This is a genomic window from Dactylosporangium cerinum (assembly GCF_042653625.1).
Lineage (GTDB): Bacteria > Actinomycetota > Actinomycetes > Mycobacteriales > Micromonosporaceae > Dactylosporangium > Dactylosporangium cerinum.
Genome location: NZ_JBHSIU010000009.1, coordinates 223,272 through 243,509 on the forward strand (window position 1 = coordinate 223,272; position 20,238 = coordinate 243,509).

Annotated in this window: 18 protein-coding genes; 10 read left to right on the forward strand and 8 right to left on the reverse strand. The window is 71.3% G+C overall.

Annotated features, from left to right (window positions below; translation table 11 throughout):
• Window positions 1-13 precede the first annotated feature (13 nt).
• Both ACFPIJ_RS06210 and ACFPIJ_RS06215 read left to right on the forward strand, forming a co-directional pair.
• Window positions 14-2,113: a ThuA domain-containing protein gene (locus ACFPIJ_RS06210; RefSeq protein ID WP_380113630.1), complete on the forward strand. Its 2,100-nt coding sequence runs from the start codon at window positions 14-16 to the stop codon at window positions 2,111-2,113.
• Between the two features lie 161 nt (window positions 2,114-2,274).
• The gene (locus ACFPIJ_RS06215) at window positions 2,275-3,096 is read left to right on the forward strand and encodes a DUF3152 domain-containing protein (protein ID WP_380113631.1); all 822 of its coding nucleotides are present in this window, start codon (window positions 2,275-2,277) and stop codon (window positions 3,094-3,096) included.
• Between the two features lie 5 nt (window positions 3,097-3,101).
• Here ACFPIJ_RS06215 and ACFPIJ_RS06220 read toward each other — a convergent pair whose 3' ends face one another.
• Both ACFPIJ_RS06220 and ACFPIJ_RS06225 read right to left on the reverse strand, forming a co-directional pair.
• On the reverse strand, window positions 3,102-4,097 hold the full coding sequence (locus ACFPIJ_RS06220) for a GNAT family N-acetyltransferase (protein WP_380113665.1): 996 nt from the start codon (window positions 4,095-4,097) through the stop codon (window positions 3,102-3,104).
• 131 nt (window positions 4,098-4,228) lie between these two features.
• Window positions 4,229-5,389 carry a lytic transglycosylase domain-containing protein gene (locus ACFPIJ_RS06225; RefSeq protein ID WP_380113632.1) on the reverse strand — a complete coding sequence of 387 codons (1,161 nt, stop codon included), beginning with the start codon at window positions 5,387-5,389 and terminating at the stop codon, window positions 4,229-4,231.
• Between the two features lie 55 nt (window positions 5,390-5,444).
• On the opposite strand from ACFPIJ_RS06225, the gene ACFPIJ_RS06230 reads away from it, so the two are divergent.
• Both ACFPIJ_RS06230 and ACFPIJ_RS06235 read left to right on the forward strand, forming a co-directional pair.
• On the forward strand, window positions 5,445-5,657 hold the full coding sequence (locus tag ACFPIJ_RS06230; protein WP_203852053.1) for an FmdB family zinc ribbon protein: 213 nt from the start codon (window positions 5,445-5,447) through the stop codon (window positions 5,655-5,657).
• Between the two features lie 269 nt (window positions 5,658-5,926).
• Window positions 5,927-8,602 carry an adenylate/guanylate cyclase domain-containing protein gene (locus ACFPIJ_RS06235; RefSeq protein ID WP_380113633.1) on the forward strand — a complete coding sequence of 892 codons (2,676 nt, stop codon included), beginning with the start codon at window positions 5,927-5,929 and terminating at the stop codon, window positions 8,600-8,602.
• A 334-nt stretch (window positions 8,603-8,936) separates the two neighbouring features.
• Here the strand turns inward: ACFPIJ_RS06235 and ACFPIJ_RS06240 are convergent, their stop codons facing one another.
• The 3 genes from ACFPIJ_RS06240 to ACFPIJ_RS06250 form a co-directional block, all read right to left on the reverse strand.
• Complete coding sequence (locus ACFPIJ_RS06240) at window positions 8,937-9,965, reverse strand: 2-oxoacid:ferredoxin oxidoreductase subunit beta (RefSeq protein WP_380113634.1); 1,029 nt, start codon at window positions 9,963-9,965, stop codon at window positions 8,937-8,939.
• Entirely contained in the window at window positions 9,958-11,805 is a 1,848-nt protein-coding gene (locus ACFPIJ_RS06245) for a 2-oxoacid:acceptor oxidoreductase subunit alpha (protein ID WP_380113635.1), read from the reverse strand. Before ACFPIJ_RS06245 ends, ACFPIJ_RS06240 begins: the two co-directional genes overlap by 8 nt.
• Window positions 11,806-12,016: 211 nt before the next feature.
• Window positions 12,017-13,420 carry a COG1361 family protein gene (locus ACFPIJ_RS06250; protein WP_380113636.1) on the reverse strand — a complete coding sequence of 468 codons (1,404 nt, stop codon included), beginning with the start codon at window positions 13,418-13,420 and terminating at the stop codon, window positions 12,017-12,019.
• A 137-nt stretch (window positions 13,421-13,557) separates the two neighbouring features.
• Between ACFPIJ_RS06250 and ACFPIJ_RS06255 the strand changes: the two genes are divergently transcribed.
• The gene (locus ACFPIJ_RS06255) at window positions 13,558-13,944 is read left to right on the forward strand and encodes an NADH-quinone oxidoreductase subunit A (RefSeq protein ID WP_203853918.1); all 387 of its coding nucleotides are present in this window, start codon (window positions 13,558-13,560) and stop codon (window positions 13,942-13,944) included.
• A gap of 77 nt (window positions 13,945-14,021) precedes the next feature.
• Here the strand turns inward: ACFPIJ_RS06255 and folP are convergent, their stop codons facing one another.
• Complete coding sequence (gene folP / locus ACFPIJ_RS06260; RefSeq protein WP_203853917.1) at window positions 14,022-14,885, reverse strand: dihydropteroate synthase; 864 nt, start codon at window positions 14,883-14,885, stop codon at window positions 14,022-14,024.
• Window positions 14,886-14,958: 73 nt separating this feature from the next.
• On the opposite strand from folP, the gene ACFPIJ_RS06265 reads away from it, so the two are divergent.
• From ACFPIJ_RS06265 to ACFPIJ_RS06285, 5 genes are read left to right on the forward strand one after another with little or no spacing between them, the layout of a single operon-like run.
• Entirely contained in the window at window positions 14,959-15,498 is a 540-nt protein-coding gene (locus ACFPIJ_RS06265; protein ID WP_380113637.1) for a DivIVA domain-containing protein, read from the forward strand.
• Window positions 15,495-15,983 carry an SRPBCC family protein gene (locus ACFPIJ_RS06270; RefSeq protein WP_380113638.1) on the forward strand — a complete coding sequence of 163 codons (489 nt, stop codon included), beginning with the start codon at window positions 15,495-15,497 and terminating at the stop codon, window positions 15,981-15,983. Before ACFPIJ_RS06265 ends, ACFPIJ_RS06270 begins: the two co-directional genes overlap by 4 nt.
• Window positions 15,984-16,004: 21 nt before the next feature.
• Entirely contained in the window at window positions 16,005-16,583 is a 579-nt protein-coding gene (locus ACFPIJ_RS06275) for a DNA-3-methyladenine glycosylase I (RefSeq protein ID WP_380113639.1), read from the forward strand.
• 43 nt (window positions 16,584-16,626) lie between these two features.
• Window positions 16,627-17,190, forward strand: a complete 564-nt coding sequence (locus ACFPIJ_RS06280) for a GrpB family protein (protein ID WP_380113641.1) — start codon at window positions 16,627-16,629, stop codon at window positions 17,188-17,190.
• A gap of 25 nt (window positions 17,191-17,215) precedes the next feature.
• Window positions 17,216-17,713 carry a hypothetical protein gene (locus tag ACFPIJ_RS06285; RefSeq protein ID WP_380113642.1) on the forward strand — a complete coding sequence of 166 codons (498 nt, stop codon included), beginning with the start codon at window positions 17,216-17,218 and terminating at the stop codon, window positions 17,711-17,713.
• 3 nt (window positions 17,714-17,716) lie between these two features.
• Here the strand turns inward: ACFPIJ_RS06285 and ACFPIJ_RS06290 are convergent, their stop codons facing one another.
• Both ACFPIJ_RS06290 and ACFPIJ_RS06295 read right to left on the reverse strand, forming a co-directional pair.
• Window positions 17,717-18,943 (reverse strand): DUF1501 domain-containing protein, encoded by a 1,227-nt coding sequence (locus ACFPIJ_RS06290; RefSeq protein WP_380113643.1) that lies wholly within the window; start codon window positions 18,941-18,943, stop codon window positions 17,717-17,719.
• A gap of 9 nt (window positions 18,944-18,952) precedes the next feature.
• Complete coding sequence (locus ACFPIJ_RS06295; protein ID WP_380113644.1) at window positions 18,953-20,209, reverse strand: DUF1800 domain-containing protein; 1,257 nt, start codon at window positions 20,207-20,209, stop codon at window positions 18,953-18,955.
• Between the last annotated feature and the right edge of the window lie 29 nt (window positions 20,210-20,238).

A 20,238-nucleotide genomic window follows, 5' to 3' on the forward strand; every position in this document is an offset into this window, starting at 1 on the left:
CTAAGGAGATTTCGTGCGCAGAATCCTCGCCGGTGCGGGCGCCGCCATCGCCCTCACCGCCTGCACCCTGACCGCCGCGTCCCCGGCCGTCGCCGCCGACGCGCCCTACGACGTGCTCGTGTTCTCCAAGACCGCCGGGTTCCGTCACGACGCGATCCCGGCCGGCATCACCGCGATCCAGCAGCTGGGCGCGGCGAACAACTTCACCGTCACCGCCACCGAGGACGCCGCCGCGTTCACCACCGGCAACCTCGCGCAGTACGAGGCCGTCGTCTTCCTCAACACCACCGGTGACGTGCTCAACGACACCCAGCAGACCGCGTTCGAGTCCTACGTGCGCGGCGGCGGCGGTTACGTCGGCGTCCACGCGGCCGCGGACACCGAGTACAGCTGGCCGTTCTACGGCAACCTCGTCGGCGCGTGGTTCGCCTCGCACCCGGCGATCCAGCAGGTCAACTCGAAGACCGAGAACCGGGCCCACCCGGCGACGGCGCACCTGCCGCAGACCTGGACCCGCACCGACGAGCTGTACAACTACCAGACCAACCCGCGCGGCAGCGCGCGCGTCCTGGCGACCCTGGACGAGTCGTCCTACACGGGCGGCTCGATGGGCGCGGACCACCCGATCACCTGGTGCAAGACGATCGACAGCGGCCGCTCGTTCTACACCGGCTTCGGGCACACGCAGGAGTCGTACAGCGACGGCAACTTCCGCAACGAGCTCCTCGGCGGCATCCGGTACGCGTCGAAGCGCGCCAAGGCCGACTGCCGTCCGGAGAGCGGCTACACCGCGATCTACAACGGCTCGACGACCGGCTGGTCGCAGGCCGGCCCCGGCAGCTTCACCAACAGTGACGCGACGCTGACCTCCACCGGCGGCATGGGCCTGTTCTGGTACAGCGCGAAGCAGTACACGTCGTACTCGCTGAAGGCGGACTGGCGGCTCACCGGCGACAGCAACTCCGGCATCTTCGTCGGCTTCCCGAACCCCGGCACCGACCCGTGGGTCGCGGTCAACCAGGGGTACGAGATCCAGATCGACGCGACCGACGCCGCCGACCGCACCACCGGCGCCGTCTACACGTTCAAGTCCGCGGACATCGCGGCCCGGGACGCGGCGCTCAACCCGGCCGGCGAGTGGAACACCTACGAGCTGCTGGTCGAGGGCCAGCGGATCCGGATCTACCTCAACGGCTCGCTGATCAACGACTTCACCAACACCGACGCGGCCCGCAACCTCGACGGGTACATCGGCATCCAGAACCACGGCAGCGGCGACACCGCCTCGTTCCGCAACGTGCGGATCAAGGAGCTCGGCACGCCCACCAGCGACGTGACCGTCCAGGCCGAGTCCTTCAGCTCCGTCAGCGGCGCGCAGGCGTTCACCAAGGCCGGTGCCAACAACGGCCAGACCCTCGGCTACATCGACCCGAACGACTGGGCCGGCTACGCAGGCGTCAACGTCGGCGGTGCCACGTCCTTCCGGGCGCGGGTCGTCTCCGGCGGCCCCGGCGGCCAGATCCAGATCCGCAACGGCTCGCAGACGGGCACGATCCTCGGCACCGTCAACGTGCCGAACACCGGCAGCTGGGACACCTACGCCAACGTGACGACCACGCTGTCCGGGGTGCCGACGGGCAACGCGAACATCTTCCTCACGTTCACGGGCACCGGCACGGGGCTCTTCGACGTCGACGACATCACGTTCGTCAAGACGTCGACGCCGCCGACCGGGGTCGGCCCGATCAAGGGTCTGGCCGGCAAGTGCCTCGACGTGCGCGCCAGCGGCACCGCCGACGGCACGCAGATCCAGCTGTACACCTGCAACGGCTCGGGTGCGCAGACCTGGACCCGCAACGGTCAGACGCTGCGGGCCCTGGGCAAGTGCCTCGACGTGTCCGGTGGCGGCTCCGCCGACGGCACGAAGATCCAGCTGTGGACCTGCAACGGCTCCGGCGCGCAGAACTGGGCGCCGAACGCCGACGGGACGCTGCGCAACCCGCAGTCCGGCAAGTGCCTCGACGTGTCCGGCAACAACTCCGCGGACAGCACCGTCGTGCACCTGTGGACCTGCGTCGCCAACGCCGCCAACCAGAAGTGGACCCTTCCGTAGGTTTGCGACAAAGGGGGCCCCGGGCAGTGCCCGGGGCCCCTTCGCGTGCGGGGATTGACTAGGCTGCCCGGGTGCTGGGGACACGGGTGGGCTTGACGTTGGCGTTGGTGGTCACTTTCGGATTGACCGCATGTGGCGAAAAGTCCGACAAGTCCGATGCGGTGGCAGCGGCGCCGAGTCTCGACGTCCCGGTATCGTCCGCGCCAGCGCCGGTCGCCGCGCTGTCGTCCCCTTCCGCCTCGCCGTCGGCCAAGACGAGCAAGAAACCCACGCCGAAACCGTCGACGACGCTGAAGAAGCAGGTCCCGGCCGGCGGCGACACCGGCGGGGCGAAACCCGCGTCACCCGGCAGCGACGGCGTGCCGGCCACCGCCGCGGGCACGTTCGCCGTCGCGGCCGGCGGGACCGGGATCGTCGGCACGGGCACGACCCTCGTCAAGTACCGCGTCGAGGTCGAGAACGGCATCCAGTGGGGTGCCAACCCGGTCTGGACCACCGACAAGACCGCCGCCGAGGTCGAGCGCGCCATCGGCGCCGAACTCGGCTGGACGATGTCGGCCGAGCATCCGGTGACGTACCCGTCCAACAAGCTCACCGACGCCAGCTGGTCCTTCCAGCGGGTCAGTGGCGAGGACTACAGCGTGCGGCTGCGGCTGGCCACCCCGGGCACCGTCGACAAGCTGTGCAAGGCCGTCGGCGTCAACACCCAGGGCATCTACTCCTGCCGGTACGGCCAGACCATCCTGCTCAACCTGCGCCGCTGGCTCAAAGGCATCGACGGGGCGCCGGGCGTGGACTTCCACGCCAACACGATCAACCACGAGATGGGCCACTTCCTGGGCTTCGACCACATGAAGTGCCCCGGCTCCGGCCCCGCGCCGATCATGCAGACCCAGACGATCGCGTTGAACGGCTGCGCCTACAACTCGTTCCCGTTCACCGCGGAAGGGACCTTCGTCCAAGGTCCCTGGGCACCTAGCTGAGCCGACTATTTGAGGCGGCGCAGCAGGTCGATGACGTCCGCGTCGTACTCGCGCCACTCGCGGTCCGGCTTGAAGCCCAGCTCCGCGTTGACCTTCAGCAACGGCTCGTTCTCCGTCGCGTTCCAGGTCTGCACGTCCAGCAGGTGCGGCTCCGCCGCGCGCAGCTCGAACAGCATCCTGGCCTTGATCGCCCGGCTGATTCCGTAGCCGCGGTGGGCGGGGACCTCGATCGTGTCGTACTGGTCGGCGCGGGTCGGCCGCTGCGCGGGCACCACGACCTCGGTGAGCCCCGCGATCGTGTCCGACGACTCGTGCACCGCCAGGACGATGTACGGCTGCAGGCCGCGCGCGTGCAGCGTGGCCAGGCTCGCCCGGAGCCGCTCCGCGTCGTAGGAGCTCGGCCGCAGCGCCAGGTCCTCCACGACCGACGCCCTGGCCGCCTCCTTCGCCGCCGCGTACGCCGCGTAGTGCTGCTCCGGCGGGCCGCCCGGGTGATACTCGACCCGGTAGCCGGCGCCGATGCCGGCGGCCATCTCGCCCAGCCGCAGCCAGTCGACGCCGCCCAGGTCGAGCAGGTTGCGCTGCTCGATGAACGCGCACTCGAAGCCGAACGACTCGAAGAACTTGCCGCTCGGTGTCCCGCCGATCACCTCGACCCCGACCGACTCGAACCCCTCCTCGGCGGCCCGGCGGGCCACCGCCGCGAGCAGCGCCGTGCCGACGTGACCGCGGCGCGCCGCCGGGCGCACCGACAGCTCCAGCACGCCGATCTCCTCCAGCGCGAGCAGGCTCGCGTGGCCGAGCACCGCACCGGACTCGTCGACGGCCAGCCACGACGTGCGCCGCTCACCGGGCATCGTCACCGCGAGATATTCCCGGAACTTGATGTCGCGCCACGGCGGATCTTCCGGCACGTCGAACGCCACGATCTCGTTCAGGGCCCGCAGCACCGCCTCGATCTCGGCCGCGGGCGCGGTCCCTGGGTCCCACTCGCGCACCATCACGGAGTCAAGCTTGCCTACCTTTGTGGCTCAGCGGAAGTACCGCGGCGCAGAGCGTGGCCTTCATCTGCCCGGTCCGGGCCCGTCTCCGCCCGGTTCGGGCCCGTCTCCGCCCGGTCCGGTGCCGTCTTCTACCCGGTCCGGTCCCGTCTGCCGTAGTCGTTCGTGGCGTTGAACACCGCCGTGCGGTACACGTCGGGGACGTTGTACGCGCGGATCGCGGCGTTCCAACCCTCCACCGTGGACAGGTCACGGCCGCCGGAGCACAGGTAGGCGGCGGCGGTCAGCGACGCGTCGTCGATGTCGTTGACGTCGGTCACCCCGTCGGCGTCGGCGTCGACGCCATACTGCTTCCACGTGCTCGGCAGGAACTGCATCGGCCCGACCGCGCGGTCCCAGGTCTTGTCGGTGTCGATCGCGCCGCCGTCGGTGTCCTTGATCGACTGGCGGTCGCTCTGCCCGTCCAGCGGCGGCCCGACGATCGGCGGCACCGACTTGCCGTCCTCCTGCACCAGCGAGCCGTTGGTCCGGCCGTGGTCGGACTCGACCTTCGCGATGCCGGCGAGAGTGGTCCAGGTCAGTTTGCACCCTGGCGTGGTGCGGGCGGTGATCAGCTCCGCATAGCCATACGCCTGCATGGCCACCGCCGGGATGCCCAGCTTCACCGCGCGCGGGCCGGCCCACGCGGCCAGGACGTCCGACGGGCGCTCCCGGGTGCCGGCCGGCGGGCTGAACGTGGCGGTCGGCGGCTGCGGCACGGGTGCCTCGCCGGTCTCGACCGCGCCGGGGGTCGTCGACGGCGGCGCGGCCGACGTGCCGGCCCGCGGCTTGGAGACCGCCGGGACCAGATACTGGCCAGCCGCGAACGCCGCGCCGAGCACCAGCGTGATGACGATGCCGGCGACGACGGTGCGGCCGGCGGGGCGGCGCAGCCACAGCCGCAGGCCCTCGAACCGGGGCGGCCGGCTCTGCAGGATGTCGACGCCCGCCGGTGGAACGGGCCCGCCGGGCACCGGCCCGCTGGGTGCCGGCTCGCCGGGCTCCTTCGCCGCGTGCTTCGGCACGTGCCGCTGCGGGGGCACGCCCGACGGAGCCGTCCAGCCGCTCTCGGCGGCCGGGTCCTGCTGCGCCGCTCTCCTGCCCGGCGTCGGCGGCTCCGCCGGTGCGGGTGACGGTGCGGGTGACGGTGCGGGGGATCCGTCCGGAACTGGTGGACGGATCGCGGTCACCGAGAGTGTGTCCACTGTGGTGGGTCGCTGCTCGTCGGGTTCGGGACCGCGCTTCTGTGCCACCCGTCGAGTATTCCGCAATTCCCGTGCAGGTGTCACCGTCGCCTAACCTGTGGGGATGCCTCGTTATGAGTACCGGTGCCGGGCCTGCGGCGACACGTTCGAAGTCCAGCGGCCGATGAGTGAAGCCAACGCGAACGCCGCGTGTCCCGCGGGCCACGACGACACGGTGAAACTGCTGTCGACCGTCGCCGTGGGCGGTGGCAACCAGGGCGGCGCCGCACCGCGTCCTTCCGGTGGTGGATGTTGCGGAGGATCCTGCGGTTGTTGATGCATTGTTACGCGCCGGTTTCGTAATAGTCGCCGGACGGCTTTGATGTTGTGGCCTCGCGTGCCACAACTCCCTGGGTCACGTTGTCGTTACGTCACGCGAAACCCACTCGAGCTTCATCCCCGTATGCTTGCTGACCTGCTCGGACAAAGCACAGACCAGCGTCTCATCGACCTTGAGGGTTGCTGGTGGGGACCGTTTCTACGATGCGCGCGACCCCTGGGTGGGGAAACATGGGTCACGCCTGAAAAGGGAGGCGGAGGTTTCACGTGTCGGCGCGGACGCATCTGCCCAGCGGGCTGGTGACTTTCCTGTTCACCGACATCGAGGGCTCGACTCGACTGGCCCAGATGCTCGGCACAGGGTATCGGTCGGTGCTCCAGGAGCACCGGCAGGTGATCCGTTGCGCGCTGTCCAAAGCGGACGGTGTCGAACTCTTCACTGAGGGTGATTCTCTCTTCGTTGCGTTCGCCGACGCCACCGCCGCGCTCGCCGCCTGCATCGAGGCGCAGCGGCAACTCGCCGCGCACGACTGGCCAACCACCGCCGACGGCGCCGACGCCCGGCCGAAGGTCCGGATGGGCCTGCACACCGGATTCGCCGAGCCGTACGGCGGGGAGTACACCTCACCCGAGGTGCACCGCGCGGCCCGCGTCGCCGCCGCCGCGCACGGCGGCCAGGTGCTCTGCTCCGCCGCGACCGCCGCCCGGGTCGGCGAACTCGTCGGCGACGCGTACCTGCTCGACCTCGGCCTGCACCGGCTCCGCGGCTTCGACGGCTGCGAGCGGATCTTCCAGCTGGTCGCGCCCGGCCTCGACCGCCAGTTCCCCCGGCCACGCACCATCGACGCGCCCGCCCACAACCTGCCGGTGCAGACGACCAGGTTCATCGGCCGCGCCACCGAACGCGCAGCGGTGCGTGACCTCATCGGCACGCACCGCATCGTCACCGTCGTCGGCGCCGGCGGCGCGGGAAAGACCCGCCTCGCCGTCGAGGCCGCCGGCGAGCTGGTCGAACAGTTCCGGGACGGGGTCTGGTTCGCCGACCTCAGCGCCGTGGCCACCAGCGACCTCGTCGACGTCGCCGTGGCCGCCGCCGTCGGGCTGCGGCCCGAACCGGGCCGGCCCGTCATCCAGACCCTCGCCGACCACGTCCGCGACCGGCGGATGCTGATCCTGCTCGACACCTCCGACGCGCAACTGCCGGCCGCCCGGCGGCTCGTCTCCCGGCTGCTGTCCGCCGGCCCGGCGATCACCGTCCTGGCGACCAGCCGCGAGCCGCTCGGCCTGGCCGGCGAGGTCGTCTGGCGGATCCCGCCGCTGTCGGTCGAGCGGGCCAGCGCCGGAGGGTTCAGCGACGCCGTCGCGCTCCTCGTCGACCGGGCCGCCGCGGCCCGTGGCGGGCGCCCCGTCGAACCCGGCGACATCGCCCAGCTCACCAGGGTCGCCGAGGCCCTCGAAGGGCTCCCGCTCGCGCTGGAGCTCGCCGCGGCGCGGCTACGGCTGCTGTCCGCGGCGCAGCTCGCGACCCGCATCGACGACGTCCTGGGCATCCTCGACGCGGGGAACGGCGGTTCGGTCGAAGCGTCCGACCGGCACCGGACGATGCAGGCGGCGGTGGACTGGTCGTACCGGACGCTCGACGACCGCGCCGCCCGGCTGCTGCGCTGGCTGTCGGTCTTCGCCAGCCCCGTCGACCTGCCCGCCATCGAGTGGCTGCACGACGGCGATCCCCTGGACCCCCTGGCGACCCTCGTGGACAAGTCGCTGCTGCAGGCCGAGGCCGGCACGGCCAGCGCGACCTACCGCATGCTCGACCCGATCCGCGCCTATGCCGCCCGGCTGCTCGTCGAGGCCGGCGAGGAGGAGTCCGCTCGGGAACGGCACGTCGCCTGGTGCCTGCAGGCCGCGCACGACGCGTACCTCGACACCGACGGCCGGCCCGTCACGCTGTCCCTCTACACCCTCGACCCGCTCGCCGACGAGCTGCGGGCCGCCCTGCACTGGACCGTCACCCGCGGCAGCGCCCGCCAGGGCCTCGCCGTCGCGGGCGCGCTGGACCAGTGGTGGCGCGAGCGCGGCCTCGTCCGCGAGGGCCGCATGTGGCTGTTCCGCCTGTACGAGCGGATCAGCGCCACCGGTGAGCCGGTCCCCGACGCGGAGCTCGCCGCGGCGTACCACATGCATTCCCTGCACGCGGGGGCCGACGGGGAGACGGTCGAGGAGCTGCGCTTCTCGCAACGCGCCGAGGCGGCCGCCCGGCGGGCCGGCGACCCCGGCCTCATCGCCCGGGTCCTCGCCGGCCGGGGCGCGCCGCTGCTGGACCTGGGCCGCTTCGACGAGGCCGAGCGGACCTGCCGGGACGTCATCGCCCTCGCCGAGGAGCAGGGCGTGGCGGGCGAGACGCTCTTCGCCGTGTACGCCCTCGCGCAACTGCTGTGGCGCCGCGGCGCGCTGGACGAGGCCGCCGACCTCCTCGCCTCGGCCCGGACCCTGGAGAACTCACGGCCGATGGAACGCGGCCGCCGCCACGTCGACATGCTGCTCGGCCTCATCGCCCTGTCCCGCGGCGACCTGGTCGCGGCGCACGACCACCTGATCGTGGCGCTGCGGTCCCGGATGAGCTTCGGGTTCCACCTGCGGGTCTGCGAGACCCTGATGGCCATCGCGGTGCGCTGCTCCCTGGCCGGCGAGACCGGCACCGCGGCCCGCCTGTTCGGCGCGGCCCAGGCGGCGCGGGTGCGGCTGCGCTGCTCGCCCGGCGGGTTCGGCACGTACTGGACCGACCAGCAGGCCGCGCTGCGCTCCTCCGTGGGCGACGCCGACTTCGACGAGGCCTACGCCGCCGGCGGCGCGCTGGGCCTGGAGGAGTCGGTGGCGCTTGCGCTCACGATCGAGCACCCGGACCTGGTCGCCGGCTCGATCCGCTTCTCCGCCGTCGAATAGCCGCCGCTTCGTCCGTGCGCGAGCCGCATCACCGTTTCAGGATTGCCGCTGCTCCGCCGGCGGAGAGCCGTTCGAAGGACGTGACGTCGGGGTGTCGCCGCACCGCTTCATCGACACTACACTTGCCGAAGAAATTGATCTCCAACCGGTATTCGGTGCCACTACCAGCCGTAGTTTTCGCTGGTGAAGGTGCTTGGCCCAGATGGAGTGGCAGGGTTTCGGAGGGTTACCCCGTCGCGCTGCCACCCCACCTCAGGGAGGGCTCACCGACGTGATCGGTGTGCTACCTCTTCTGACGCATCGGATCCGTCGCTGGTTGCGTACCCGGGACCGCTCAGAGAATGGTCCAGGTGTCGCCGCTGTTGAGCAGGGCGCCGAGCTCCTCTTCCGGGGTGCCCTTCGCCTTGGCCTTCGCGGTGGTGAGCTGGTCGCGGACGAGGTCGTCGTAGGCGGGCCGGTCGACGGAGCGGAACACCCCGATCGGCGTGTTGCGCAGGTCGAGGCCCGGCAGCCGGGACAGCGCGAACGCGTACGCCGGCTCGGCGACGGACTGGTCGTGCACGACGATCTCCCCGGCCGGCACCGACGCGGTCGGCACGACGGACAGCCCGAACCCGCCGGGTGGGTGGGTCACCGCCCATTCGCCGTCCTTGCCGAACGTGATCGGCTGCCCATGCTCCAGGCGGATGGTGTAGTCGTCGCGGGTCGACGGGTCCTTCAACACCTCGAACGCGTTGTCGTTGAAGATGTTGCAGTTCTGGTAGATCTCCACGAACGCGGACCCGCGGTGTTCGGCCGCCGCGCGGAGCACCGACTGCAGGTGTTTGCGGTCGGAGTCGACGGTCCGGGCGACGAAACTCGCCTCCGCGCCCAGGGCCAGGGAGATCGGGTTGAACGGCGAGTCCGCGGACCCCGCCGGCGTCGACTTGGTGATCTTGCCGATCTCCGACGTCGGTGAGTACTGACCCTTCGTCAGGCCGTAGATCTTGTTGTTGAACAGCAGGATCTTGAGGTTGACGTTGCGGCGCAGCGCGTGGATGAGGTGGTTCCCGCCGATGGACAGGGCGTCACCGTCGCCGGTGACGACCCACACGGACAGGTCGGGCCGGGACACGGACAGGCCGCTGGCGATGGCGGGGGCACGGCCGTGGATGGAGTGCATGCCGTAGGTGTTCATGTAGTACGGGAAGCGCGACGAGCAGCCGATGCCGGAGACGAACACGATCCGTTCGCGGGGGATGTTGAGTTCGGGCATGAACGACTGGACCGCGGCGAGGATGGCGTAGTCGCCGCAGCCGGGGCACCAGCGCACTTCCTGGTCGGACTTGAAGTCCTTCATCGTCAGGTTGAGCGCTTCAGGCATTCTTGACCACTTCCTCCAGCACCGACTCCAGTTCCGCGGCGGTGAACGGCAGGCCGCGGACCTGGTTGTAGGCGATCGCGTCGATCAGGAACTTCGAGCGGATGACCCCGGCGAGCTGGCCGAGGTTCATCTCCGGGATGACGACCTTGTCATACGCCGCGAGGACGGCGCCGAGATTCTTCGGCATCGGTGACAGGTGCCGAAGGTGCGCCTGGGCGATGGGCAGGCCGCGTTGGCGCAGGGCGCGGGCGGCGGCGCCGATCGGTCCGTACGTGGACCCCCAGCCCAGCACCAGGACCCGGGCGCTGCCGTCGGGGTCTTCGACCTCGACGTCGGGGACGTCGATGCCGTCGATGCGGGCGGCGCGGGTGCGGACCATGAAGTCGTGGTTGGCCGGGTCGTAGGAGATGTCACCGGTCTTGTCGGCCTTCTCCAGACCACCGATGCGGTGTTCGAGGCCGGGGGTGCCGGGGACGGCCCACGGCCGGGCGAGGGTGACCGGGTCCCGCAGGTACGGCAGGAACGTCGTACCGTCCTCACCGTTCGGTTCGGTCGCGAACTCCGTCCGCAGGTCCGGCAGCTCGGACACTTCCGGGAGCCGCCAGGGTTCGGAGCCGTTGGCGATGTAGCCGTCCGACAGCAGGATGACCGGGGTGCGGTACGTCAGGGCGATGCGGGCGGCTTCGATCGCGGCGTTGAAGCAGTCGGCAGGGGAGCGGGGTGCGATGACCGCGACCGGCGCTTCGCCGTGCCGGCCGTACAACGCCATGTTCAGGTCGGCCTGTTCGGTCTTGGTCGGCAGACCTGTGGACGGCCCCGCGCGCTGCACGTCGATGATCAGTAGCGGCAACTCCAGGGCCACTGCCAGGGAGATCGTCTCACCCTTCAACGCGACACCGGGCCCGGAGGTGGTGGTGACACCGAGGGCACCGCCGTAGGACGCGCCGAGGGCGACGCCGATCGCGGCGATCTCATCCTCGGCCTGCACCGTCGTCACACCGAACTTCTTGTGCTTGGACAGTTCGTGCAGGATGTCCGACGCGGGGGTGATCGGGTACGCACCGAGGAACACCGGCAGTTCCGCGCGGACACCAGCGGCGACGACACCCAGAGCCAGGGCCGCGTTGCCGGTGATGTTGCGGTAATTGCCCGCGGCCATGCGAGCCGGCTTCACCTCGTAGCGGACGGCGAAGTTCTCGGTGGTCTCGCCGAAGTTCCAGCCGGCCTTGAACGCGGCGATGTTGGCGGCGACGAGTTCGGGGCGGGCGGCGAACTTGCGTTCCAGGAACCGCAGCGTCGATTCGTGCGGCCGGGAGTACATCCAGGACAGCAGGCCGAGCGCGAACATGTTCTTGGCGCGTTCGGCGTCCTTCTTCGACACGCCGTGCGACTCGAGGGCCTTCACCGTCATCGAGGTCAGGCCGACGGGTGCGACGGCCCACCCGTCGAGGGAGCCGTCCTCCAGGGGGTTGGCCGCGTAGCCGACCTTCGCCAGGTTGCGTTTGGTGAACTCGTCGGTGTTGACGATGATCGAGGCGCCCTTGGGCAGGTCGGCGAGGTTCGCCTTCAATGCGGCAGGGTTCATCGCCACCAGGACGTTCGGCGCGTCACCGGGGGTGAGGATGTCGAAGTCGGCGAAATGGACCTGGAAACTCGACACGCCGGGCAGGGTGCCGGCAGGCGCGCGGATCTCCGCGGGGAAGTTGGGCAAGGTCGAGATGTCATTGCCGAGCTGCGCGGTTTCCGAGGTGAACCGGTCACCGGTGAGCTGCATGCCGTCGCCGGAGTCGCCAGCGAACCTGATGACCACTCGATCCAGCTGGCGGACCTGCTTGGTCACGTGAGCTGACCTCCTGATAAAAGCCGGCGGAACGGCGGATGCGGTGGTGCGACCACGTCGTCGAGCCGGCCCGATCCTTCTTGACATTCCGAGGGTACGTCCAGAGGGTACGTCGAAGGTTCGCGCCTACCGCCGCCGCCGGTGCCGGTGTGGGTCGGATCCCGGATTTGTGCGGCTGATGTGAAACCACACAATTCCCACTAACCTGCTTTTACTCCTCAGGTTCGCGGAACCCTGACCCGGCGACGGGGCCGCTGGGCAGCCTCGGCAGGGTCAGTGAGCGGGGGATCGGCGAGCGCTGGGGCAGCGCCGGTAGATCTTCGTCACTTCTGCGCGGCGCCGGCACGGTCACCGGCTCCTCCACCGCCGCCGCCTCCGCGTCCGGCGCTTCGGCCTCGTCGCGCAGGCGGCGGCGCAGCGAGAGCACCACCAGGAAGCCGACCAGGGCGACCAGGCCGATGATCCCGCCCACGAACGGCAGGCTGGACAGCCGCTCGCTGGTCAGCAGGCCGCCCGAGGCCGGCTGTTGCGGGTCGGCGGTCCCGGCGACCACCGCGACGGGTGACGGCGGGGCCGCGGTGGGCATCGCGGACTCCCCGACGGGCGGCGGCCCGAGGATGGTGTAGTCGGTGCGGGTCTCGATCGCCGCCAGGCCGGCGGGCGTGAGGTAGCCGTGCACCGCGCCGGTCAGCGGCAGGTCCGCGTGCGCGGCCGCGCTGACGCTCAGCCCGAAGCTCGCCACGACGTCCTTGCCGGCGGCGATGTCGCCGACCTCGCAGCGGTCCCGCTCGGCGGAGAGCTTCTTCTTGACCTTGCAGACGGCCGGGAAGGAGACCACGTCGACGCCGGGTGGGGTGACCACCTCGATCGCGCCGCCGGCCTTCGCGCTGCCGGTGTTGCGCAGTTTGACCGCGAGGGCGGTCTGCTCGACGGCGGGGGTGGGCTGGGCCGGCAGCGACGGCCGGTCGGTGGTCAGCTCGATGCCCGGCACCGGCGGCGGCGTGAACGTGAGGGCGAACGTGCGCAAGCGCATCAGGGAGTTGTCCGGCAGCGCGGAGACGGTGACGGAGCCGGTGCCGGTCACCTTCCACGCGTCCGGCCCGACGGTGACGGTGACGACCAGGTAGCCGAGCCCGCCGGGCGGCAGCATGCAGGTGAACTTCGGCGGGCCGTCGGGGGTGCAGCCGTCGGTGCCGTAGGCGTCGGCCACGGTCACGTTCTGGTCGCCGCCGGGGAACGTGTAGGAGCCGGTGACCTTCTCCCGGACCTCGCCGCTGTTCTGCACCGAGATGACCAGCTTGGCCTTGCCGTCGCCCTGCCAGTAGGCGCCGCCGAGTTCGACGTTGCTGGCGCCCAGGGTGAGCTTGCGGACCTTCGGCGCCTGCGTCGCCGGCGGCTCGGTGGTGGCCGGCGGTGGCGGCTGGGTCGTCGGGGCCTCGGTCGTCGGGGCTGGCGGCTCCGTGGTCTCCGGCGGTGGCGGCGGCTCCGTGGTCTCCGTCGGCTCCGACGGTTCGGCGTGCGCTGCGGGGGATAGCGTGAACGCCAGCGAGCAGGCCGTGGCCAGCGCGACGAAGGCAGCAAGAAGCCGGGCGCGGCGGCGCGCGGGTGCTTCCATGGGGGTCCTCGTATCTCGGCGGCGGTCTGCTGGCTGGTGGGGTGCTTGCTTGCCGGAAGGCAAGGAAGCTCATTATCTAGACAAGTCCAGGATTTCGGCATGTCGGAGAACGTGTTTATGCGAGTACGGTGCGTGCTGTGAGTGGATATCTGGGTGGTTATGCGACGCTCGGCCTACTCCTTCTGGTCGGAGCGGGCGTTTTCGTCGCTGCCTTTACGGCCGCTCGGCTGCTGGGACCGCGCCGATCGGCCGACAGTGGGGCCACGGCGGCCAAGTTCGACACCTACGAATGTGGGCTTGACCCGGTGGGTGGCGACTGGGCGCAGGCGCAGATCCGCTACTACGTGTACGCGTTCCTGTACGCGCTGTTCGCGGTCGAGAGCGTGTTTCTCTTCCCCTGGGCGGTGATCTTCGACCGGCCCGAGTTCGGCGCGGCCGCCGTCGTCGAGATGGCGATCTTCGTCGCGGTCCTCGGGCTCGGAATCCTGTACGCGTGGCGCAAGCGCATCCTGCGCTGGACCTGACCTGACCTGACCTGACCGGCCGCCGGCGCTCGGGCCGGCCCGAGCCGGCCCGAGCCGCTGAGGCTGAGCCCCAGGCGTCAGGCCAGCCCGCGCCGGGAGACGGCCGGCTGGCGGTCGCCGCGGATCGCCGCGACCGTGTCCAGGACCCGGCGGGTCGCCCGCACCTGGTGCGCCCGGAACACCCGCGCGCCCAGCCACGCCGACACGGCCGTCGCCGCGAGGGTGCCCTCCAGGCGCTCGCCGACCGGCAGGTCGAGGGTCTCGCCGATGAAGTCCTTGTTCGACAGCGCCACCAGCACCGGCCAGCCGGTCGCCGTCATCTCGCCGAGCCGGTTGGTGATGGCCAGGGAGTGCCGGGTGTTCTTGCCGAAGTCGTGCGCCGGGTCGATGAGGATGCCGTCCCGGCGCACCCCGAGCGACACCGCCCGCTCGGCAAGGTCCGTCACGGTGCGTACGACATCCTCCACCGGATCCGTGAAGGCGGCCCGGTGCGGCCGGGTTCTCGGGGTGAGCCCACCCGCGTGGGAGCAGACCAGTCCGGCGCCCGTCTCCGCGGCGACGACGGCCAGTTGCGGGTCGGCGCCCGCCCAGGTGTCGTTGATCAGGTCCGCGCCGGCCGCGATGATCTCCCGGGCCACCTCGGCCCGCCACGTGTCGATGGAGATGACCACGTCGGGGAAGCGCTCCCGGACCTTGACGACCGTCGGCAGCGTCCGGCGCAGCTCCTCCGCGGCGTCCACGGTGCTGCCCGGGCCGGCCTTCACCCCGCCGATGTCGATGATGTCCGCGCCCTCGCCGACCGCCGCCTCGACCGCCCGCAGCGCGGCGTCCTCCGCGAACGTCGCGCCCCGGTCGAAGAACGAGTCGGGGGTCCGGTTCACGATCGCCATCACCGCGTAGTCACCGTCGGTGAACTGCCGGCCGCCCAGCCGAAACATCATGGATCCTCCGTCTTTCCTTCAGATGGGTGTGCCGGGGTCGCCCGCGCCCAGTCAGCGTGCCACGATTCCCCCTATGGCTGAGTTCCTCCTGGTGTTGATCGCCGCCGTGGTCGTCGGGGCCATCGGGTTCGGCGTGTCCTTGTTGATCACCGGCGATGACCCGGGGATCGAAGGTCACGAGCCCGACGGGCGCGCGGTGCCGCTGCCCTCGTCCCGGCCGCTGGTCGAGGGCGACGTCGGGCACGTGCGCTTCGACACCACCCTCCGGGGTTACCGGATGGCGCAGGTCGACGCGGCGCTGCGACGTGCCGGCTACGACATCGGGTACAAGGAGGAGCTGATCCAGGTCCTCGAGGCCGAGGTCAAGGCCCTGCGCGACGGGCGCACCGAGGACGCCGACGCGCTGCGCGACGCCCGCGAGGCCGCGATCACCGGCGCCGGCGGCTCGAACGTCACCCTGGAGAAGGCGCCCCCGGCCGCCCCCGCGGCCGACGCCGACGCCGACGTCATCTCCGACACCGATGCCGCCGGGACCTCCGAGGACGGCACCGCCAACAGCTGGGGACTGCCCAGCGACGAGACGTGGGGCAGCCCTTCCCCGGTGGTGAAGTGACCGATCCGTCGTTCGACGACGCGGTCGCCCAGCCGGGCACCGGCGAGGTGACCGCGACGGTGATCGTCCGGGCGCCCGCCGAGCAGGTCTTCGCCGCGCTCATCGACTGGCCGCGGCAGAGCGACTGGATCCCGTTCACCAAGGTCCGGGTGCTGTCCGGCGACGGCGGCGAGGGCAGCTCCATCGAGGCGGTCACCCGGGTCGGGCCGGCCGCGCTACGCGACCTCATGCGCGTGGTCAAGGTCGACCCGCCGTTCGAGGTCCGGGTCGTGCACCACGGCAAGGTGCTGCGCGGCCCCGGAGTGCTGCGCTGCACGCCGCTGGGCGCCGCCCGGACCCAGGTGGTGTGGCACGAATGGTTCCACCTGCCGGCCGGGGTCGCCGGGAAGGCCGCCTGGCCGGTGCTCTGGCCCGGCTCCAAGGTCAGCCTCACCGGCGCCCTGCGGCGCTTCGCCCGGCTCGTCGAGGCCGGGAAACTGTCGTAGGGCTGCAGTACATTCCGTGGCGTGGTTGATGTGGTCATCGGTGACGACGGGCTCGCCAGATGCGCGTGGGGCGGCTCCACGCCGGACTATGCGGTCTATCACGACACGGAGTGGGGACGACCCGTCCGCGACGACGACGGGCTCTATGAGCGGCTCACCCTCGAGGCGTTCCAGTCCGGCCTGTCCTGGATCACGATCCTGCGCAAGCGGCCCGCGTTCCGCGCCGCGTTCGCCGGCTTCGACATCGCCAAGGTCGCCGAGTTCGGTGCGGCCGACGTCGAGCGGCTGATGGCCGACGCCGGCATCGTGCGCAACCGGGCGAAGATCGAGGCCGCGATCGCCAACGCTCGCGCCGCCGCCGAGGTCCCCGAGGGGATCGCGGCGCTGCTGTGGTCGTTCGCGCCGGCGCCGCGGGCGGCCCGCCCGGCCGGTTTCGCCGAGGTTCCGGCGGTCACCGAGGAGTCCAAAGCCCTGGCCAAGGCGCTGAAGAAGCGGGGGTTCCGGTTCGTCGGCCCGACCACCGCCTATGCGCTCATGCAGGCCACCGGCATGGTGGATGATCACCTCGCCTCTTGTTTTGTGCAGCTCGACCGGCCATGATCCGGACGGACGATCACCCGGGGTGCGACGGGAGTGTGGACGGATGACCGCCGAGTTCGCCGCCGACTACGGAGGTCCCCTCGACCTGGTCGACTACGACCAGGGCTGGCCGGCGAAGTTCGCCTACTACCGCGACGAGCTGGCCGACGCGCTCGGCCCGGTGGCGTTGCGCATCGAGCACATCGGCTCCACGGCCGTGCCCGGCCTCGCCGCGAAGAACGTCATCGACATCCTCGTCGTCGTCGCCGACGAGCACGACCGGGAGGGCTACCGGGCCGCGATCGAGTCGACCGGGATGGCCCTGGCGCACCGCGACCAGGCCGCGTCCTGGTCGTTCTACCGGCCCGCCGCGCCGCCGCGCACCCGGCACGTCCACGTCACCTCCCGCGGCTCCTCCCACGAGCGGGTCCAGCTGCTCTTCGTGGACTTCCTGCGCAACCACGACCTCGCCGCCGACGCGTACGCACAGGTGAAGCGGCGCCTCGCGATCCGGTTCGCGGACGATCGGGAGCGTTACACGCGGGCGAAGACCGAGTTCATCTTCGACATGCTGGACCGCGCCGAGCAGTGGGCCGACCAGACCGGATGGACCGTCGAGCAGCGCTGAGACCACCGGATGATCCAATGGGGTCATGGCGAAGTGGGCGGTGGTCGTTGCCGAGGAGCGGTATTCGCAGGAGCGTCTCTACGCGTCACAGTTCGTGCCGGATGCCGAGCTGCCCGCCGGTGACGAGGCGCTGCTGGTCGCGGCGCTCGACCCGCCCGTCGTCTTCGGCATCGCCCGGGCCGACGCGGAGGGGCGCCTGCGGTACACCGTCAACCTGATCGACGCGCCGCTGCCGTTCGGCGCCACCCTGGAGCCGGGGCCGCACCCGGTCGACGAGGCGGCGTTCACCGCGGTCACGAGCGCGGCCCGGACCGCCCGGGCCGGCAAGCGGACCTGGCTGGTGAGCGTCGACCTGCCGATCGAGGCGGCGTCGCCGGGCGAGGCGGTCCGCGAGTTCTGGGCCTACGTCCGCGACCTCGGCCCGGCCGAGCTGCCCGCGTACGTCTGGCCGGTCGGCGACGAGCTCGCCATGCAGGCGTTCGTGCTCGGCGCCGAGGCCAACCAGGACCCCGAAGAGGAATGATCCCTACAGCAGCCCCGGGAACGTCCGGTCGTAGCCGAGGACCTGCTGCGGGTCGGCGTCCAGGACGTCCCTGAGCAGGGTCGCGTAGACGGACCGGAAGTCGGTGGTGAACTTCAGGTCGCCGTTGTCGAGGTCGGACAGGCTCGGCTGCTCGCCGTACAGGCCGCCCCTGACCGGGCTGCCGAGCAGGAACATGTTCGACGCCGTGCCGTGGTCGGTGCCGTCGGAGCCGTTCGCGGCGACCCGCCGGCCGAACTCGGAGTAGACGGCCACGACGACCCGGCGGCCCGCCTCGGTCTTCGCCATCCGTTCCGCGAACCCGGTCAGCGCCTCGTCGAGCCGCTTGAGCAGGCTCTCCTGCGAGTCGCGCTCCTCGGCGTGCAGGTCGAACCCGCCGAGCGACACGGAGAACACCCGGGTCGCGACGTTCGCCTCCACGCAGCGGGCGACCAGGTCCAGCTGTGCCTTCAGGTCCGAACGGCCGCCGGTGCCGGTCCCGCCGGCCTGCTCGTCCGGCTCGTCGCCGGTGTCGCTGTCCACGCTGTGGATCAGCGTGTCGACGCTGATCAGGTCAGCGAACGCGCGGGCGGCCCGCGCCTGCAGCGCCGGCTCACCGGCGGAGGTCGCGCCGAACTTCTCCAGCGTCGCGGTCTGCACCCCGTTGGGCAGGGCCAGACCCGTCACCGGCACCGCCGCGCCGGCGCTCGTGGCCCCGGCCAGCAGCGGCGGCAGGACCGGCTCGAAGGAGACCGCATGCCTGGGGTCGCCGCCGAACGTGTCCAGCCAGCGGCCCAGCCAGCCCGTGTTGCCGGGGCGGTCCGGCTGCGCGGTCTGCCAGATGTCCATCGACCGGAAATGGCTGTGGTCCGGTTTCGGGTAGCCGACGCCGCGGATGACGGCGAGCTTCTTCGCGTCGAACATGCGCTTGAAGCCGGCCAGCCCGGGGTTCAGCCCGACCGTGTCGTTGAGCTTGATGACCTCTTCGGCGCTGTACGCGAGCTCGTTGCGCGCCTCCCGGTAGCCCTTCTCCGCGAACGGGATGACGTTGGCGAGGCCGTCGTTGCCGCCGTACAGGGTCACCAGGACCAGCGTCTTCGCGTCCCCGGGCCGGTCGTCCCAGGTCGCGGTGTCGAAGACGTCGCGCAGCGTCCACGCGCTGCCCGCGGCCAGGGCGGCACCGCCGACGACGCCGCTGGTGATCAGGAACTTCCGCCGGGTCACGGTGTTCATGTGCGCCTCCTACTGGATCGCGTACTCGGGGCTGGCCAGACCCAGGGCAAGCAGCTTGCGGGGGTCGCCGGCGGCCGGGGTGAGCGCCGCGCGGGTCCGGTCGGTGAACGCGTCGACGACGAGCAGCCGGGCGAGCGCGTCGACCCGCTGCCCCTGCGACGCGGCGCCGAGGCGGTCCAGGAACGGCTGCGGCGCCTTGCCGGCCAGCAGCTGCGCCAGCTTCAGCCGGGCCTGCGTCGCCGACGTCGTCAGCCACGCGGCGCCCGCGGGCCAGCCGCCGACGCTCGGCGGTCGCAGCGGCACCTGACCGAGCTGGTTGAGCCCGCTCTGCAGCTGCTTGCGCTGGTTCTCCGGCAGCTCCCCGGGGCGCAGCCCGAGCTGCCGCAACGCACCGGCGAGCCACTCCACCGGCTGTTTCACCAGCTCCGCGTGGCCGCCGGCGAGCAGCAGCACCCGCAGCACCGCGGCCGTCGTCGGCTGCCGTTTCGCCTCGTCCAGGGTCGCCGATGGGATCGGGGCGTCGCTGCAGTACCGCAGCCACAACCGGCGCACGACGAACTCCGCGCTCGCCGGCTGGTCCAGCAGCAGCGCCGCGAACCCGTCGGCGTCGAAGTCGCCGGTGCGGCCCAGGATGGTCTTGGGTTTCGCGTCGTGCCGCTTCGGGTTGAGGCTCGCCGTGCCGGTCTTCGTGTCGACGACCCAGCCGGTCAGCGCCCTGGCGCCCTCGCGGACGTCCTGCTCCGTGTAGTGCCCGACGCCGAGGGTGAACAGCTCCATCAGCTCGCGGGCCAGGTTCTCGTTGGGCGCCTTGACGGTGTTGCGCTGCCCGTCCAGCCAGATGATCAACGCCGGGTCGCGGAGCATCGCCCGCACCATCGTGCCGAAGTCGCCGAGCCCGGTGCGGGCGAGGGTCTGCTGGTGTCCGAGCATCAGCGGACCGGACTTCACCTTGTCGGCCGAGGTCGCCCAGTGCCCGTGCCAGAAGAACGTCAGCTTCTCGTGCAGCTGGTGCTCGGCCTGGACCATCCGGTCCAGCCACCAGTAGCCCACGGTGCGGATCTGCGCGGCCCGGTCGGTCTTGTCGTTGAGCACGACCGGCAACTTGGGCACGGGGGTACGAGCGGCGCCCGCGTCCTCGGTGGCCGGGTCCAGCAGGGCGTCGAGGGTCGCTTCGAGGCCGGCCCGCTCCGCCGCGTCGACCTCCTCGACGGTCGGTCCGAAGGTCGCGCGGCGCAGCAGGTGTGCGAGGGCTTTCCGATCGGCCATGCGGCCACAGTAGGACCGGCGTGTTCGAG